General features: G+C 66.3%; 11 protein-coding genes. 8 read left to right on the top strand and 3 right to left on the bottom strand.

The window, feature by feature from the left end; translation table 11 throughout:
• Positions 1 to 235 precede the first annotated feature (235 nt).
• The 7 genes from K3F48_RS07275 to K3F48_RS07245 all read left to right on the top strand — a co-directional run bounded on the left by K3F48_RS07275 (position 236) and on the right by K3F48_RS07245 (position 7,019).
• Positions 236 to 916, top strand: coding sequence for a cyclopropane-fatty-acyl-phospholipid synthase family protein (locus K3F48_RS07275; protein WP_255608581.1), 681 nt, complete (start codon positions 236 to 238; stop codon positions 914 to 916).
• Positions 917 to 1,150: 234 nt separating this feature from the next.
• The gene (locus K3F48_RS07270; protein WP_255608568.1) at positions 1,151 to 2,146 is read left to right on the top strand and encodes an ABC transporter substrate-binding protein; all 996 of its coding nucleotides are present in this window, start codon (positions 1,151 to 1,153) and stop codon (positions 2,144 to 2,146) included.
• On the top strand, positions 2,143 to 2,898 hold the full coding sequence (locus K3F48_RS07265; protein ID WP_222574746.1) for an ABC transporter permease: 756 nt from the start codon (positions 2,143 to 2,145) through the stop codon (positions 2,896 to 2,898). The genes K3F48_RS07270 and K3F48_RS07265 overlap by 4 nt, the downstream gene beginning before the upstream one ends.
• Positions 2,849 to 3,586, top strand: coding sequence for an ABC transporter ATP-binding protein (locus tag K3F48_RS07260; protein ID WP_222574745.1), 738 nt, complete (start codon positions 2,849 to 2,851; stop codon positions 3,584 to 3,586). The genes K3F48_RS07265 and K3F48_RS07260 overlap by 50 nt, the downstream gene beginning before the upstream one ends.
• A 278-nt stretch (positions 3,587 to 3,864) precedes the next feature.
• On the top strand, positions 3,865 to 4,557 hold the full coding sequence (locus K3F48_RS07255; protein ID WP_222574744.1) for a glutathione S-transferase family protein: 693 nt from the start codon (positions 3,865 to 3,867) through the stop codon (positions 4,555 to 4,557).
• Between the two features lie 29 nt (positions 4,558 to 4,586).
• The gene (gene queG, locus K3F48_RS07250; protein ID WP_222574764.1) at positions 4,587 to 5,684 is read left to right on the top strand and encodes a tRNA epoxyqueuosine(34) reductase QueG; all 1,098 of its coding nucleotides are present in this window, start codon (positions 4,587 to 4,589) and stop codon (positions 5,682 to 5,684) included.
• Positions 5,685 to 5,789: 105 nt separating this feature from the next.
• The gene (locus K3F48_RS07245) at positions 5,790 to 7,019 is read left to right on the top strand and encodes a hypothetical protein (RefSeq protein WP_222574743.1); all 1,230 of its coding nucleotides are present in this window, start codon (positions 5,790 to 5,792) and stop codon (positions 7,017 to 7,019) included.
• An 85-nt stretch (positions 7,020 to 7,104) separates the two neighbouring features.
• On the opposite strand, the gene K3F48_RS07240 is transcribed toward K3F48_RS07245, so the two are convergent.
• The 3 genes from K3F48_RS07240 to K3F48_RS07230 form a co-directional block, all read right to left on the bottom strand.
• Positions 7,105 to 7,425 (bottom strand): hypothetical protein, encoded by a 321-nt coding sequence (locus K3F48_RS07240; protein WP_222574742.1) that lies wholly within the window; start codon positions 7,423 to 7,425, stop codon positions 7,105 to 7,107.
• A gap of 367 nt (positions 7,426 to 7,792) precedes the next feature.
• Complete coding sequence (locus K3F48_RS07235) at positions 7,793 to 12,466, bottom strand: tetratricopeptide repeat protein (RefSeq protein WP_222574741.1); 4,674 nt, start codon at positions 12,464 to 12,466, stop codon at positions 7,793 to 7,795.
• Positions 12,467 to 12,508: 42 nt separating this feature from the next.
• Positions 12,509 to 12,838, bottom strand: coding sequence for a hypothetical protein (locus K3F48_RS07230; protein ID WP_222574740.1), 330 nt, complete (start codon positions 12,836 to 12,838; stop codon positions 12,509 to 12,511).
• Between the two features lie 532 nt (positions 12,839 to 13,370).
• Between K3F48_RS07230 and K3F48_RS07225 the strand changes: the two genes are divergently transcribed.
• Positions 13,371 to 16,358 (top strand): glycosyltransferase, encoded by a 2,988-nt coding sequence (locus tag K3F48_RS07225; protein WP_222574739.1) that lies wholly within the window; start codon positions 13,371 to 13,373, stop codon positions 16,356 to 16,358.
• The last annotated feature ends 20 nt before the right edge of the window (positions 16,359 to 16,378 follow it).

The following is a 16,378-nucleotide window of genomic DNA, read 5'->3' as shown; positions in this document are numbered from 1 at the left end:
CGCCTGATCCTGCCGGCCAAAGCCGGAAATCCCAGTGTCCGCCTCGATCCAGCTACACCACGCTCTGGGACACGATCACGCCACATCCGTAGTCCCATGATGCGGACTCTGGCGGCGCGGTCGCTTGAGCTGGAGAATTGCGTTGAACATTTCAAATGATCTGCGTGCGCGCCTGGTGAAACCGGCGTTCCCGCGCTCGGCGAACTATGACGCCGCATGGCAATTCGAATCGTGGATGGGCCCAAATGTGCTTTGGCTCGCGGAGTGGACGAGCCAAGCGGTCCCCTTGCGGCCCGGCATGCGCGTTCTGGACATGGGCTGCGGCAAGGCGGCGAGTTCGATCTTTCTGGCGAAGGAATTCGGCGTTGCGGTCTGGGCTGCCGATCTATGGATCAAGCCTTCCGATAACTGGCCGCGAATCGAGGCGGCCGGGGTCGCGGACCGGGTTTTTCCGATCCAAGCCGAGGCGCATGCGCTCCCCTTCGCGCACGACTATTTCGACGTCATCGTCAGTTTCGACGCCTACCATTACTTCGGCGCGGACGATCTCTTCCTTGGGTATGTCGCGAAGTTCCTGCGTCCAGGCGGCCGCCTCTGCTTCGTCTCGCCGGGCGTAACGGAAGAGCTGCCGGACGGACCACCTGAGATGCTGCGCCCCTATTGGGAGTGGGAGTTTTGCAGCTTTCACAGCCCGGCGTGGTGGCGGCGGCACTGGGAGAAGACCGGGCTCGTCGAAGTGGAACTGGCCGACCTGCTCCCCGACGGTTGGCGACACTGGCTCGAATGGAACGAGGTCTGCGCCGAAGTTGGTGCTGGCTTCGATCTGACCAAAGAGAGCGAAATGCTACGGCTCGATGCGGGGCGGACGCTCGGATTCACGAGGGTCGTCGCCGCCAGACGACCCTCAGGAAAATAAATTCGGCGCCTTATTCCCTCTCTCCGTCAGCGGAGAGAGGGTAGCAAATTTATGACCCTCGCGAGGCTCGAGCAGTTCATCGGTTCGAAGCGACCTCACCCTCGCGAATGGCAGCGGTCAGACGACGAACTTCGGCCTTTGAGCGCATATCGCCGCATCGGAACCGCGCACAAAGCGCCGGGAAATATGCTAGTTTCGGATAGAGGCGTTTCCCACGAGCCGAGCAGGACCGAATTGCCGTCAGCCTTCCAAAGAATCCTCGTCGCCCTCCTCCTCGCCGCCTTCAGCGCGCCGGCGCAGGCGGCCGATCGCATCCGCCTCGCGCTGCAGAAGACTGGCACGGGCGCGTGGGAGGTTGCGGTCGCGAAGGCCTTCGGGCTCGATAAGCAGGCGGAGCTCGAGCTCGACGTCGTCGAGCTCGCCAGCACCGACGCCGGCAAGATCGCCATTCAGAACGGCGGTGCCGACATCGTCATTGCGGACTGGCTGTGGGTCGCCCGCCAGCGCGGCGACGGGGCCGGGCTCGTCTTCTATCCGCATTCCACCTCCATCGGCGCGGTGATGGCGAGGGACGCGAAGATCAAAAGCGTCGCCGATCTCGTCGGCAAAAAGCTCGGCGTCGCCGGCGGGCCGCTGGACAAGAGCTGGCTGCTGCTGCGCGGCTACGCCGAGCGCCAGGGCATCGATCTGCCGAGCAAGGCGACGATCGTCTATGGCGCGCCGCCGCTCATCGCCGAGAAGCTGGCGCAGGGCGAGCTCGACGCGGCGCTGGAGTTCTGGACCTTCGCCGCCGATCTCGAGGCGCGCGGCCTCGTCCGCGCCATCGACATGCGTGCGGTGGAGACGGCGCTCGGCGCCGCCGCCGCGCCGATCGTCACCGGCTATGTGTTCGACGAGCGCTTCGCGGCGCGCAACCAGAAAGCCCTCGTCCGCTTCTTCGCCGTGGCGGAGAAGGCCAAGCGCCTGATCGCCACCTCGGACGCCGCCTGGAAGATCGCGGCCGCGCGCATCGGCGCCAAGGACGAGGCGACGCTCGCTGCCTATCGCCAGCGCTACGCGGAAGGAATTCCGACCCGCTCCATCGCGGAGGAGCGCAAGGACGCCGCCGCTCTCTATGCGACCTTGGCAAAGATCGGCGGCTCGGCGCTGGTCGGCAGAGCGGCGAGCCTGCCGGCGGGAACCTTCTATGACCCGGATCTGGACCCGGACCCGGCGGGCGCGGAGCGGTGATCCGCCTCCTCTCGATCGCCCTGCTGCTGCTCTGCTGGCAGGCGGCGGCGCTATTCGCCGATCCGCGCCTGCTGCCCGGTCCCGCGCCGGTGTTCGCCGCGATCGTCGAGCAGGCGCAATCGGGCGCGCTCCTCGTCAATCTCGCCGCCACGCTCGCGCGCGTGATCGCGGCCTTTCTCATCGCCATGAGCCTCGGCTCCGCGCTCGGCTATGTGATGGGCCGGCGCGCGCTCCTCGATCGGCTGCTCGACCCTTTCGTCGTCGTGCTGCTGAATCTCCCCGCGCTCGTCGTCATCGTGCTCGCCTATCTCTGGGCGGGGCTCACCGAGGCGGCGGCGATCGGCGCGGTGGCGCTGAACAAGCTGCCCAACGCCATTGTCGTGATGCGCGAGGGCGCGCGGGCGCTCGACGCGCGGCTCGACGAGATGGCCGACGTCTTCCGCTTCTCGCGCGCGGCGCGGCTGCGCCACGTCGTGGCGCCGCAGCTCGCGCCCTATATCGCCGCGGCGACGCGCTCGGGGCTCTCGCTGGTCTGGAAGATCGTGCTGGTGGTGGAGCTGATCGGCCGCTCCAATGGCGTCGGCTTCGAGATCAATATGGCGTTCCAGCTTTTCGACGTGCGTTTGCTGCTCGCTTATGCCATCCCCTTCGTCCTCTTGATGCTCGGCGTCGAAACGCTTCTGGTGCAGCCCCTCGAACGACATGTCTCACGATGGCGCCGCAGCCCTGCTCGAGGTCAGGGTCTCGTCTAAGGACCATGTCACGGCCGGCGGCCGTTCGCTGTGCGTCCTTCGAGATTTGCAATTCACCCTGCCCGCCGGACGCGCCGGCGCGGTGGTCGGCCCGTCCGGCTGCGGCAAGACCACGCTGCTGCGCCTCATCGCCGGGCTCGACAGGCAATATCGAGGCTCGATCCGCCTGCCCGCCGGCGGGCGGCTCGGCATGGTGTTTCAGGAGCCGCGCCTGCTGCCCTGGCGCAGCGTCGTCGACAATCTGCGTATCGCCGCGCCGCAGGCGAGCGCGGCGACGCTCGCCGCTCTGCTGGCGCGGCTCGGGCTCGCCGAGCACGCCGAGCATTTTCCGGGCGAATTGTCGCTCGGCCTCGCCCGCCGCGTCGCGCTGGCGCGGGCGCTCGCCATAGAGCCCGATCTCCTGCTGATGGACGAGCCCTTCGTCTCTCTCGACGCGGCCCTCGCTCGCGAGCTGCGCGGAGAAATCGCCGCGCTGATCGACGAGAAGAAGGTGACGACCTTGATCGTCACCCATGACATTCGCGAGGCGATCGAGCTCGCCGACCGCGTCTTTCTTCTGTCGACGCGCCCCGCGCGGGTCGGCGCGACGCTGGAGATCGGGACGCCCCGCCGCGCTCTGACGAAAGAGGCCGCCGATGCGCTGCAGCGCGAGGCCGATGCCGCCATAGAGGCAATGCGGCGGCGATAGGTCCCGCCTGCCGAGGAGCCAGCGCGAGCTTTTGGCCGACGCCGTTCCGAACGTTAAGGACCTGCTAACGCCAGCTTCGAAAATGGCGCGGCGCCGGCGATGCGCCCGCCGCGCCGGCAGTGAAAAGAATTGTATAAAATCTCAACAAGATGACCCATAAAATTGGGCCAGTGTCCAGCAATGGCCGCGCTTGTCGCGCCGCGCGGTGGGGCCTATACGAAAAAATCCGCAGCGACGCGCCTCATTGTTCCTGCGTCGCGCTGTCAGACAAAGGCTCCATGCCCACTCTCTATCATCATCCGCTCTGTCCCCATTCGCGCTTCGTTCGGCTGATCCTCGCCGAATATGGAATCGAGACGACGCTGATCGAGGAGAGGGCCGCGGAGCGAAGGCGGGAGTTTCTGCTGCTCGATCCGGCCGGCCGCACGCCGGTGCTCGTCGACGACGACGACAGCGTCGTCTCGGGCGCCATGGTGATCGCCGAATATCTCGAGGAGACGACCGACCCCGAGCCGAGCCGCCCGCGCCTGCTTCCGCGCACGCCGCGCACACGCGCCGAGACGCGCCGGCTGACCGAATGGTTCAACCTCAAATTCTTCGAGGAGGTGACCAATTGGCTGGTCACCGAGAAGGTCTACAAGCGCTTCCTCGCCCCGGAGATCGGCGGCGGCGCGCCGGACATGGACCTGCTGCGCGTCGCGCGCGCCAATATCCGTCCCCATATGCGCTACATCGGCTATCTGACCGCGGCGCGGAACTGGCTGGCGGGCGAGACCTTGAGCTTCGCCGATTTCGCCGCCGCCGCGCATCTTTCCTGCGCCGATTATCTGGGCGACGTTCCATGGGACGAATACGAGACGGTCAAGCACTGGTATCAGCGGATCAAGTCGCGCCCGGCGTTCCGACCGCTGCTCTCGGACCGCGCCGTGGGGACGATGCCGGCGCCCCGCTACGCCGATCTCGACTTCTGACCCTCGAGGAGGAGCTGCGCCGCCGCGCCGTGGAGCTCGGCTTCGACCTCTGCCGCGTCGCATCCGCGAGCGCGCCGCCGCAGGCCGGCGAGCGGCTCGCCGACTGGCTCGCGAGCGGGGCGCATGGCGATATGGAATGGATGGCGGCGACGCCCGAGCGTCGCGCCGCGCCCCGGGCGCTGTGGAGCGATGCGCGCTCGATCATCGTTCTCGGCTCCAATTACGGCGCGGACGCCGACCCCCTCGCCGCCCTGGCGCGCCGCGAGCGCGGCGCGATCTCGCTCTACGCCCGCCGGCGGGACTATCACGAGATCATCAAGGGCCGGCTGAAGCAGCTCGCCTCCTTCCTGCTCGCGCGCGCCGGCTCGGGCGAGGCGAAAGTGTTCGTCGACACGGCGCCGGTGATGGAGAAGCCGCTGGCGCAGGCGGCCGGAATCGGCTGGCAGGGCAAGCACACCAACCTCGTTTCGCGCCGCTTCGGCTCCTGGCTGTTCCTCGGCTCGATCTTCACCGATCTGGCGCTCGCGCCCGACGCGCCGGAGCGCGACCACTGCGGCTCCTGCCGCATATGCCTCGACATCTGCCCGACCAACGCCTTTCCTGCTCCCTATCGGCTCGACGCGCGCCGCTGCGTCGCCTATCTCACCATAGAACATAAGGGTCCCATCCCACGCGAGCTGCGCGCGGCCGTCGGCAATCGCGTGTTCGGCTGCGACGACTGCCTCGCCGTGTGCCCCTGGAACAAATTCGCACGGCGCGCCACGGACCTGCGGCTGGCGTTGCGTCCCGAACTGGACGCTCCGCCGCTCGCCGACCTCGCCGCGCTCGACGACGCGGGCTTTCGCGCGCTGTTTGCCGCGACGCCGGTCAAGCGGCTCGGCCAGGCGCGGTTCTTGCGCAATGTGGCGATCGCCATCGGCAATTCCGGCGACGCGCGCCTCGCCGCAGCGCTGCGGCCGCTGCTCGACCATGCCTCGCCCCTGCCCCGCGGAGCCGCCGTGTGGGCGCTGGCCCGCCTCCTGCCGCCCGCAGAGCTCGCATCGCTGGCGCGCGAATATGCTCCGCGCGAGCCGGACGCTCTCGTCCGCGCGGAATGGGCAAAAGAGACACAGTGGGAGAAAAAATGACGCCGCTTTCGCTCCGCCGCAGCGCAACCGGCCGCTCACGCATGGATTCCTCGAAACTCTGCCTGTAGACTTGGGTCCCGACCGCAACCGCCGGCGAACTTCGCCATGCCGAATCTTCCGCGACGCACCATAGACGATCCGGCCGTGGACGCGGCGCGGCTGCTGGCGCGGCTCAGCATCATGCTGCTGTTCGTGATCTCGCAGGTGGCGCCGATCCTCGCGCGGCAGACGATCTATATCCTGCTGCCGATCGGCGCGGCGCTGCTGCTGTTGTCGGCGAGCCTCGCTCCCGATTCGCGCAAGCTCGCCGGGATCGTCGCCCTGGCGCTGAAGCCGACGACGCTCGCCGCGCTGTTCTTCGTCGGCTGGACCGCGCTGTCTCTGGCCTGGACGCCATTCGGCTCCGGTCCGGCCGAGCGCTTCGGCAAGAGCGCGGCGACGCTGGCGCTGGTGGCGGCCGCCTGCGCGCTGCTGCCCGCCCGCACCAAGACCTCCAATCTCAATCTCCTGCCGATCGGCACCGCCGCCGCGGCCGCGGCGCTGCTCGCCGTGGCGCTGGCGGCGCGTCCGGCCGAGGCGGCGGCCGATCTCGACAGCGATGCGCTGCAGCGCGCCGGCCTCGGCCTCGCCCTGGTGCTGTGGCCCGCGCTCGGGGCGCTGGCCTTGCGGGGACGCTGGATTTCAGCCGCCGCGGTCGCGGCAGTCGCCGTCGCCGCCTGCGCGCTCGCCCGCGCGCCCAGCGCTCTGCCCGCTCTGCTCGCCGGGGCGCTGGTGCTCGCCTTGTCTTTCGGCAAGGCGCGGCGCGTCTCGCGCATCCTCGCGCTCACGGCCGCGATGGCGATCCTCGTCGCGCCGCTGACGGCGATTCTCGCCGTCTATGCGCTGCCCGAGCATGCGCCGGCCGCGCTCGCGCCTTTGGCGGTCTGGGGCCGCATCCTCGTCAGCGACGGGCCGCGGCTGCTGCTCGGCCATGGCTTCGGCGCCGCCATCTATGGCGTGCTCGGCCATTATCTCTATCAGGAGACGCCGCGCAGCCTGGTGTTTCAGGTCTGGTTCGATCTCGGCGCGATCGGAGCCGTCGCTCTCGCGGCGGTGACCGCGCGCGCCTTCATCATCGCCGGCCGGACGCGGCCGGTGCTCGCGCCCTTTTTGCTCGCCGGGCTGGCGACGGGGCTCGCCATCTCCATGCTCGGCCCCGCCGGCGAGCAGCTCTGGTGGCTGACGCTCGCCGGCCTCGACGCCATCGCCTTCGCGCTGGTGATGAAAGGCCAGTTCCGCACGCGGCGCCCTTATGTCCAGCCCAATTGGGTCGCGGGGCGCATCGCCGGGCGCTGAATGCGCCGCTTCGGTCGAACTGAAGGGGACGTAACGCGCCTGTGGCCTGCGCCACTCGGAGCTGAACAGCCGAAGGCCTCCCCCGTTAATGCGCGCAGGCCACGCCGCGCGTGACGCTGACGCCTCCCTTCGCATCCTCGACCTTGGTGACCGCGAGGACGCAATCCTCGTCCTCATCGCCATAGGCGCGATCGACGCGAATGACCGTTCCCTGGCCGAAGGGACGCAGAGCGGTCGCTCCGTCGCCGAATGTCGCGCGCTGCGCGGGCGAGACGCCCACGGCCTCGTGAAGCGTCGCCACGGCGGGAGCCGCGGCGACGGCCGCGCAAAACCCCGTGACGACCATCGCCGCGGCGAGGAGACGCGACGCGGTCGTCGAAAAAATTCGGGTTCCGGAAGGCTTCATGACGCAGCTCTCCTTTTCGAGAACAACGCGGAGAGCCCCGCTCTGGTTGCGGGCCCGTAGCGGAAAATCCGCGCGCGCTGCTCGAAATCACTGCGCAATCGTTAATTATGGCGGGCGTCCGCCGATGTGCGGCCGCGCACACGCCAGACGAGAAAGGAATCGTCGAGCGATCAGCATTCGCTGCACACAAAAATCAGGCCGTGCGAGCCTGACGCTCGCGGTCGTGTTCGAGCCGCGCCATGGCGACCCGATGAAGGCAAAAAGCGAGTTCACCCTCCCTTTAAGGCTACCGCATGCACACATCTTGAAATCCACGGCGCCGTCATGGCCGGGCTTGTCCCCTTCAGGCTCCCCCCTCTCGAGGCGCTTATCGGAGGTCGGCCAGATCGGCGTCGATCGCGGCGGCGACCTCGTCGAAGCCGATCTCGTCGATGCATCGGCATTTGGCGAGCTTGGCGGTGTCGAACTGGCAGGGGGAGCAGCTCTTGTCGAGCTTGATGACCCGGCTGCTCTTGCTCAGCGGGCCGTTCTTGACGACGGAGGTCGGGGCGAAGATCGTCGTCAACGGCAATTCGAGCGCGTCGGCGACATGCATGAGCCCGCTGTCATTGCCTACGAAATAATGGCAGTCGGCGAGATTGCGGATCGTGGTCGGAAGATCGACTCCCGTTAGGTCGAGCGTGCCGGGAACATATTCGCCGCAAGAGCCGAAAGATGCGACCTCATAGCCGCGCTCGCGCAGATGCGTCGCCAGCTGTTCGAATCTCGGCCATTGCTTGGCCGCCCAAACGCCCGCCTTGCTGCCGGCGTGGATCGCGATGCGCTTGCGCTCGCGGCCGGTGCGCTGGAACGCTCCGAGGAAATAGCGGCCGATGTCTTCACGCCGATAAGGAACCCCGAGCAGCTGATCCGCGTGCATCAAGTTGAATTCGGATTCGTGGATCGTCGCCATTTGGCTGAAATTGAAACGGCGTCGACCCGTATGCACGACTTCCGCGTTGAACTGCGGAATGAGCGCGCCATAGCAGTCGAGGACCAGCACCGCGTCGTAGCGCACGGCCGAATCGCTGGCGGTGACGACGGATCCGACCCAGGGGGCTCCCTCGAACAGGCACGAGCAATCGGAGAAATCGCCGCGCAGCAGCACATCCACCGGACGGTCCGTATGCTCGGCGACGCGCCTGATGGTCGGGCTGCATTGGATCAGATTGCCGATTCCCGAGCCGACGGCGACCGCGATTCGGCCGAGCGATGCTTTGACGAGTCGTCCGACCCGCTCATATTGCTGCTCGAACCGATAGCGATCCGAGTTCTCGCGAGCTTTGCGCGAACGCTCCCGCCAATAGGCGTCGTCGTCGAACAGACGGCGCACCTCGTCCGCCCATTGCGCGGCGTCCTCCTCGAGCACGCGGCCCGATTGCTCGAGCAGGTTCGGAACATTGCCGCGATTGCTGCCGATGACGGGCGCGCCGTGCCGATGGGCTTCGATGGCGACCCGCGAAAATGTCTCGACGAAAGAATAGCTGGGAACGAGCACCGCGCGCGCGTTGCGATAGAGCGTCGCCGTGTCGGCCGTCCAGTCCGCGATTTTGATGTTGACGGCGCCGGCGCTCTCGATCAGCTCCTCCACCTGCTCGCGCGCGACCTGCGCGGCGACCACCACGAAATCGATCTGCGGCAGCCGCTCGGCGAGCTCGAGCATCAGGCCGAAGCCCTTGTCGAGCCGGCCGTTCATCAACAGGCAGTAGCTCCTCTGCTCGATCGCGACATCGGCGGCCTCGCAGTCGAAAGGCAGAGAATAGACGACGGGCTGCCATTGCCCGAAATGCCGGCCCACCATGTCGCGCGTGTAGAACGAATTGACATAGGGCTGATCGACGCTCGCGCAGAGCTGCGCGAATTCCGCTCGCGGTCGCGGATTGAGATCGACATTCTCGAATGATCCGGAGCCGACGAACATGTCCCGCCAAAAATGCGAGCCATAGATGACGCGCGTCGCGAGACCCTCGAGGCCCGCGGTCAATTCGAAGCCGATGCCGGTCGTTCCATGGGCGATGACGGGCCGGCGCTCATATGCGAGACGCCGGATGGTTTCCGGCGTGCGCAAGATGTTGATGAAGGGGACGCCGTCCGCTTCGCCGGAGGGCTCGCAGCCGTCCAAGCGTTCGAGAAGCCCGATGATGACCGGCTTCATGCCCAAGGAGCGATAGATCGGCGCCATGGTGCGCAGGAACTGCTCCACGCCTCCGAACAGCTTCACTCCGGAGGAGGATACGAGCCACGCCTCCCGGCCGATCGCAGCGCTCGCCGGCAATATGGCGTCGAGCCCTTGCGCCGGCTCGACCGATCGGCGTTGCGCCCATTCGGCCAAATCCGTCGCGAAACTGTCCCAATCATGGCTGCCGTTCAGCGCGAGCCCCGCCAGCAGCAGCTCGCGCCGCCACAAGGCGGGCGTCTGCGAGGCGGGCCGGTCGACATCATGGACGACGCCGACGCGATGACCGAAACGCTTGCGAATTCGCGCGATCGTCTCCGTGCTCGGCGCAGCCTGCGGAATGGTGAGAACCAGGCTGCTCGAAGCGGATGCGATGCAGTCGCGCCAATCTCCCGTCACGGCGCGAACGCCCGCCGGCAGCGGATCGAGAACGGGGGCGGCGACGCTGACCAGCACTTCCCGCACGTCTTCGAACGCCGCCGCCAGCTCGAGCAGCGACGCGCCGGACGTCCCGCCCAGGAGACAAATGGAGACGGAGAGCGTCTCCGCATTCGTGTCTATGGTTCGGCTGATCCACCTCGAATAAAGCGCGGCGTGACGATTGTCGGGATCGAGCTGCAGCACGCGCTCGCATTTGGCCGCGGCGCCGTCGATGTCGCCCCGCTCGAAATCGATCCGCGCGAGCGACAGGAGGGCGCCCGTATGGGAGGGCGCGGCCGCATGCGCCAATTCGAATTGGCGGCGCGCGCTGTCGACGTCCCCGAGACTGTCATAGATTTGCCCGAGCTCGATGAAGGAGGTCACGCGCTTCGGATTGATCGCGAGCGCGCGATCGAGCTCCTCGATGGCGAGGGGCAAATCTCCGCCGAGGCGCGCCACGGCTCCGAGGCCGTGATGCGCGTCATGATTGTCCGGCGACAGCCGAACCGCAGCCTGAAAGGCGGCGCGCGCGCTTTCCACGCGCTTTTGCCGCGCCAGCGCGCGACCGAGATCGACGTGATAGCCGGCGTGGTCCGGAAAGGCTTCGATCGCCATCTCGAACAGCTCGGCGGCGATGTCGTCCTGCCGAAGGCTGTACGCCGCCTTGCCGGCGAGCAGCGCCGCCGGAGCCTTCGCCTTGCTGATCGTCACGACGCGCTCGAAGCATTCGAGCGCTCGTCGGGCATCCTTGTTCAGGATGAAGCTTTCCCCTCTCGCCCGCCAGATCTGCTCGTCATTCGCATTGGCCTCGAGCGCGGCGTCGAGCGCTTCGATAGCCTTGTCGTTCAGATTGGCGGCGGTCAGCGCGCGCGCCAATCCGCAGACGACGGCGACATTGCGCGGATCGCATTGGCGCGCCGCCTCGAATGCGGCGAGAGAATCGGCGGCTCGTCCATGCTCGAATCGAATCCTGGCCGCTTCGAAATAATGCGACATGCGCGCGCCCGCTTCCGGCTCCTGCTCGGCGAGAAGGAGGTAGCAGTCGGCGGCTTCGTCGTAACGCCTCAGCTTGCGCAGAAGGCGCGCCTGCTCTTCGACCAGCGCCTTGTTGCGCGGCTCGATCCCGAGCGCTTCCGAATAGCATCGCGCCGCCTCCTCGAGCCGATGCGCATCGGCGAGGCAGCGCGCCGTTTCGATGCGTATCTCGACGTTCTGTGGTTCGATCCTCTGCGCCGATGCAAAGGCGCTCAGCGCCTCGGCGCAGTTCCCCAGCGCCGCATGCGCTCTCGCCAAAGCGAGGACAGCCGCGCAATCGTCGGGGCGAGATGTCACGAGCTCGTTCAGCGCGACGACCGCGTCCTCCGCTCGGCCGGCGATGACGAGCGCGTTGCAATACTCCAGCCGGCACGGCGCATGATCGGGCCTCAGCGCCATGGCTCGCTCGAACTCGGCGAGAGCTTCTTCGTCCGGCGCGATGCTCGACAGCGCGCGGGCGAGCGTCAATCGGATGACGAAGTCGTCGGGAAATTTCGATGCGCCGCCGCGCAGCAACGCGGCGGCTTCGCGGAATTGGCGCGCGGCGATCTTGCGGCCGGCGCTCGCCAGCACGTCCTCGACCGAAAGGAACTCGCCCGGATCCGACGTGTCGACATCTTTGCCAGCGGCGTCCTGTGCGAGCGCCTCACGAGCGGCGTGCTGGCTCGACTCGGATTTTTCCGAAGGATGGCGCCCTTCGAGATAGCCCGTCGGCATGAAGTGATCGAGCGCGCTCCGCCAACGACCGTCTGCGATCGCGTCCCCGATGTCTTCGTATCGCAGGCGATACCAGGCCTCGTCGAACCCCTCGCTCACGCGGCAGCGCCGCATCGCCGCCTTCAAAGGCTCGAAGTCCAGCTCGACGCGAGCTTGTCCATCCGGTCCTTTCCGATTGTTGACATGTCCGAGCGAGCGACGTGGCGGAAGAGAGAACGCGCCAGACGAGATCGCGTCGCCATTCAGCGTCACCGCTGCGCCGATCTGCTGCCTGCTCGAGGCTTCACGAATGTTCAAGCTGAACCTGTCGCTCGGCAAGCAGCCGAAGCGCACGGCAAATTCGAAACGGCCGGCGGCCTCTCGTCGCAACAAGCGTCGCCGTTGCGTGGATCGCGCGGCGACGACGACGCCGTCGATCAGCAACTCGACCTCGATCGGACGTCGCGGCGCCGACGCCGGATGAGCCCACCCCCAGACGCGGCCGTTCGCGACGCCCTCGATCTCGCCGATGAATCTCTCGCCGCTTTCCTTTTCGGCGGCCGCCTGCGGAACCACCTTGCGAAGCATCCGCAGCCAATAGGGGCCCGCCAGATCGAGATAAGCGACGCCGCCTGCAGGGCGTGACGTGAATTGGCGCAAGAAGCGAAAGACCACCGACCAGCCCTCTCAATTCGAGATGCGCATGCCTTTCGATCCTCACACAAGAAGGAATCGGCGACGAAACTCGTTGAACGCGCCCGCGTCGAATTGAACGCGCCGCGAGCCGCCCGCATCACGGGCCGAATGCCGCACGACCGGGAATTCGTCCAGCGGCAGCTCGACCATCGAAAATCGCGAGAGCTCTTCCGAGGTCAGGATCGCGATCGAGGGCAGCTCGTCGGGAGCGCCGACGACGCGCGCCTTCAGGACATTCAGCTCGTCGACGGGCGCGCCGAGAACGAGCGGAATTCTGAACCCGTATCGCCCCGTGCCGATCTTGGCGGCAGAGAGATCCGCGCGAGGCAAATCGGCCTTGGCCGAACCCACGACGACGTCATTGAGGAGGAGTTCTACTTCGACTGCGGAGTCGGGCCCGGCCCGATCGTAGGCCCATCCGCGAACATGGCCATCATCGTCAATACCATCCAAATGTCCAACAACGGAATAGGGTCTTCTCGTCAATGCAGCGCCCTCCCAGAGGCGATTGCCGTCACTTTCAGGGCTCTTGGTTCCACTTAGCTCTTGCGCTATTTGCCGTCAAGCTCGTCGCCGAGCCAGATAAGTGCGGGAGGGGCAGCGGTGGTCGATTTGATTTCCGTGTCGAACCCATGTCGCTGATCTGCAGTTCAATCATCGCGAGCCGATCACGGCGAGGCGCGACGAAGCGTCGCCGGCCGCAATACTTGCCGACTTGTCGCGCTGCGGTTCGAAAAAAGCTATGCTCATCTTCGAGTTACATGAATCTTGTCCGAGTGTCGACATTTCCACGGCGAGCGCCTATAAGCCTTCGCCATGTGACAAATGGACGGGGCGGGTCTCGGCGCCGAGCCGGATCTGCAAGACCATCGGGCTCTCGCGAATGATGTCGTTCGGCAAGACGAAGGAGAGGCTGCTTCGTGCTTTCCTGAACGAAAAACGCTTTTTCGACGAGAAATACTATTTGCAGACCCATCCCGACGTCGCCAAGACCAGGATGAACCCCTTTGCTCATTTCATGCGTCACGGATGGCGCGAGGGTCGCAATCCGTCCGAGGCGTTCGACACTCTCTATTACTCGGCGACGCGCGATCTTTTGTTCGAAACCAATGCGCTGACCCATTACGTCGATCGCGTTTGGCCGCGCTCGGAGGGGCTGAAGCCGGCGACCGAAGACGAGATCGTCGCCTTTCAGCTGGAGAAAATCCGGCCCTATGTGGACGAGGGCTTCTACCGCGCCCGCTATGGCGTCGACAAAGAGGTCGACGCCGCCGAGCATTATCTCCGCATCGGCTGGAAGCTGCTGTTCGATCCCTCGCCGTTCTTCTCGACAGAGCAGCATCTCGCCGCGCATCCTTTCGTCCGGGCCCTGAGCGCGTCGCCGCTCTATCACCGGCTGGCGACGCGGCCCGAAGGCCTCTCGAACCTCGGCGTCGCGAGCCGCGCCGCGTTGGCGGCGAATATCGAGCGGGTCGACCCGCATTCGATCGTGGGCTGGGCCTATGACCGGGCGTCGCCCGATCAGCCGGTCACATTGGACGTTCGCATCGACGGGATATTTTACGCGCAGGCGACGGCGAACATTGCGCGACGCGATCTGCGGAAATTGGATCTTCGCATCGTCGGCGGCGGCTTCGAAATCCTGCTGCCGCCCGGAGCGGGACGAGCGGTGGTCGACATTCTCTGGCGCGGCGCGTCGATAGCGGGCGCGCCCTCGACCGTCGATCTGCGGCCGCACAGGCCGAGGATCGTCTCCAGTCGCCGCGCCCGGCGGCCGCTCACCATCATCGCGCCGATCCATGATGCGCCGCAGGAGACGCGACGCTGTCTCGAGTCGGTGCTGCGACATACGAATGGGTCCGTCTCCCTGCTGTTGATCGACGATGCGAGCGCGAAGGCCGAAATCGCGGCGCTGCTCGGCGCCTTCGAAGGTCTCCCGCAGGTCGAGGCAAGGAGAAACGCGGAGACTCTCGGCTTCACGCGATGCGTGAACCTCGGATTGGAGATCGCGCGAGGATGCGACGTCATTCTGTTGACGTCGGATACGGAAGTGGGACCGCGCTGGGCGGACAATTTGCAGAACGCCGCCTATAGCGCGGAGGACGTCGCTTCGGTCAGCGCCATTTCGGACAATGCCGGCGCTTTCACCGTTCCGGACATGCATGGTCACGCTCCGCTGCAACCAGGCTGGACGATAGAGGATTACCAGCGGCTCATATTGCAGCGCTCGCCGGTCTTTCTTCCGGAGACGCCGACGGGAAACGGGGTTTGCATGTTCCTGCGGCGGGACGCCGTGGACGAGATCGGCGGTTTCGACGCGCAATTCTTTCCTTTCGGTCCTGGCGCGGAAAGCGACTGGTCGATGCGCGCCGGCAGAAAGAGCTGGCGCCATCTGATCGACGATCGCACGCTGGTGAGCCATGTCGGCTCCGCCGGCTCGCAAGACCAAAGTCAGGGTCTCGCCGAGCGAGCTCGGACGATTCTCGAGCAGCGCTATCCGGACTATCGCGCGCTGACCAATCGTTTCAACCTCGATCCGAGGATCAATGCGGTTCGTCACGGCGTGCGGCGCCTGCGCGAGGAGATGGCCTCCAATCTCGTCGAGACGCCGAGGCCGCGTGTTCTCTTCGTGATTTCGACCCTCACAGGCGGCACGCCGCTGACCAATCGCGATCTCATGCGAGGCGTGCGCGACCGCTTCGAGGCGTGGCTCCTCCACTGCGATCGGCGAATGCTCACGCTCACCAAGGTCGGACTCGACGAATCGAATGACGAGATCGTCGAAAGGCGGGAGCTCGACGAGCCGATCGACATCATCGATCATTCGAGCCGGTCTTATGCCGAGATCGTGAGCGACTGGCTGGCGCGATATGCGATAGAGCTCGTTCATATCCGCCATCTCGCCTGGCACAGCTCGGCTCTGCCGAAGATCGCCAAGGGCGCCGGGATCGCGGTCGTCATGTCGTTTCACGACTTTTATTCCGTCTGCCCTTCGTTGAAGCTGTTGGACGAGACGGGCCGCTACTGCGGCGGAATCTGCACGCCGACGCCGGGCGACTGCGTCCCGGAGCTGTGGAACACGCAGAACATTCCGCCGCTGAAGGGCGCATGGGTGTTCCGATGGCGGGAGATATTCGCCGAGGCCTTCGAATTCTGCGACGCTTTCGTCACCACGTCGAATGCGGCGAAGGCGATTCTGGAAGCGGTTTTTCCGCGCCTCGCCGGCCGCGTCGACATCATCGAGCACGGGCGTGATTTCGCGCATTTTCATGCGCCGCGCGTGCGCGCGCCCCGCTCCGCGCCCGTCGACATATTGGCGCCCGGAAACATCTCTTCGGCGAAGGGGCGCGACCTGATCCTGTCGCTCGCCGCGCTCGACGTCGAGCGACGCTTGCGGTTTCATCTCGTCGGCAATGTCTCTCCACCCATCGAGAGCCCGGGCGTCGTGACGCACAGTCCCTATTCGCGGGAGCAATTCGCCGAGCGATTCCTCGAGACGGGCGCGCGGGTCGGCGCCATTTTGTCGACCTGGCCCGAAACGCATTGCCATACTCTGACGGAGCTGTGGTCTGCCGGAATGCCGGTCATCGGCCTCGATTTCGGCGCGGTGGCGGAGCGCATTCGCGCGACCGGCGCGGGCTGGGTGTCGAAGCTCGACTCGATACAGGAACTCTATCGCGAAATATGTCGGATCACATGCGACAGCGACGAGATCGCGCGCGCGCAGGCGGCCGTCGCCGCGTGGCAAGAAAACGAAGGCGCCATCAACACCGTCGCATTCATGGCGACGCGATACGAGCAGCTCTATCGCGAGACGCTGCTCGCGCGAACATTGGGCTCGGCGAGCGCTCGGCGCGGTCGCGAGGCGTGACCGACGCCTGCAAGACCTCT

Origin of the sequence: Methylosinus sp. Sm6, from assembly GCF_019802345.1 — a bacterium.
Taxonomy (GTDB): Bacteria; Pseudomonadota; Alphaproteobacteria; order Rhizobiales; family Beijerinckiaceae; genus Methylosinus.
Note: the sequence above shows the minus strand (reverse complement) of the source record. Positions and strands in the feature narration are given on the sequence as shown.

Coding starts and splice junctions, on each gene's coding strand:
- K3F48_RS07275 (WP_255608581.1), top strand. CDS start 236: ATGGGCCCAAATGTGCTTTGGCTCGCGGAGTGGACGAGCCAAGCGGTC.
- K3F48_RS07225 (WP_222574739.1), top strand. CDS start 13,371: ATGATGTCGTTCGGCAAGACGAAGGAGAGGCTGCTTCGTGCTTTCCTG.
- K3F48_RS07260 (WP_222574745.1), top strand. CDS start 2,849: ATGTCTCACGATGGCGCCGCAGCCCTGCTCGAGGTCAGGGTCTCGTCT.
- K3F48_RS07240 (WP_222574742.1), bottom strand. CDS start 7,425: ATGAAGCCTTCCGGAACCCGAATTTTTTCGACGACCGCGTCGCGTCTC.
- K3F48_RS07255 (WP_222574744.1), top strand. CDS start 3,865: ATGCCCACTCTCTATCATCATCCGCTCTGTCCCCATTCGCGCTTCGTT.
- K3F48_RS07245 (WP_222574743.1), top strand. CDS start 5,790: ATGCCGAATCTTCCGCGACGCACCATAGACGATCCGGCCGTGGACGCG.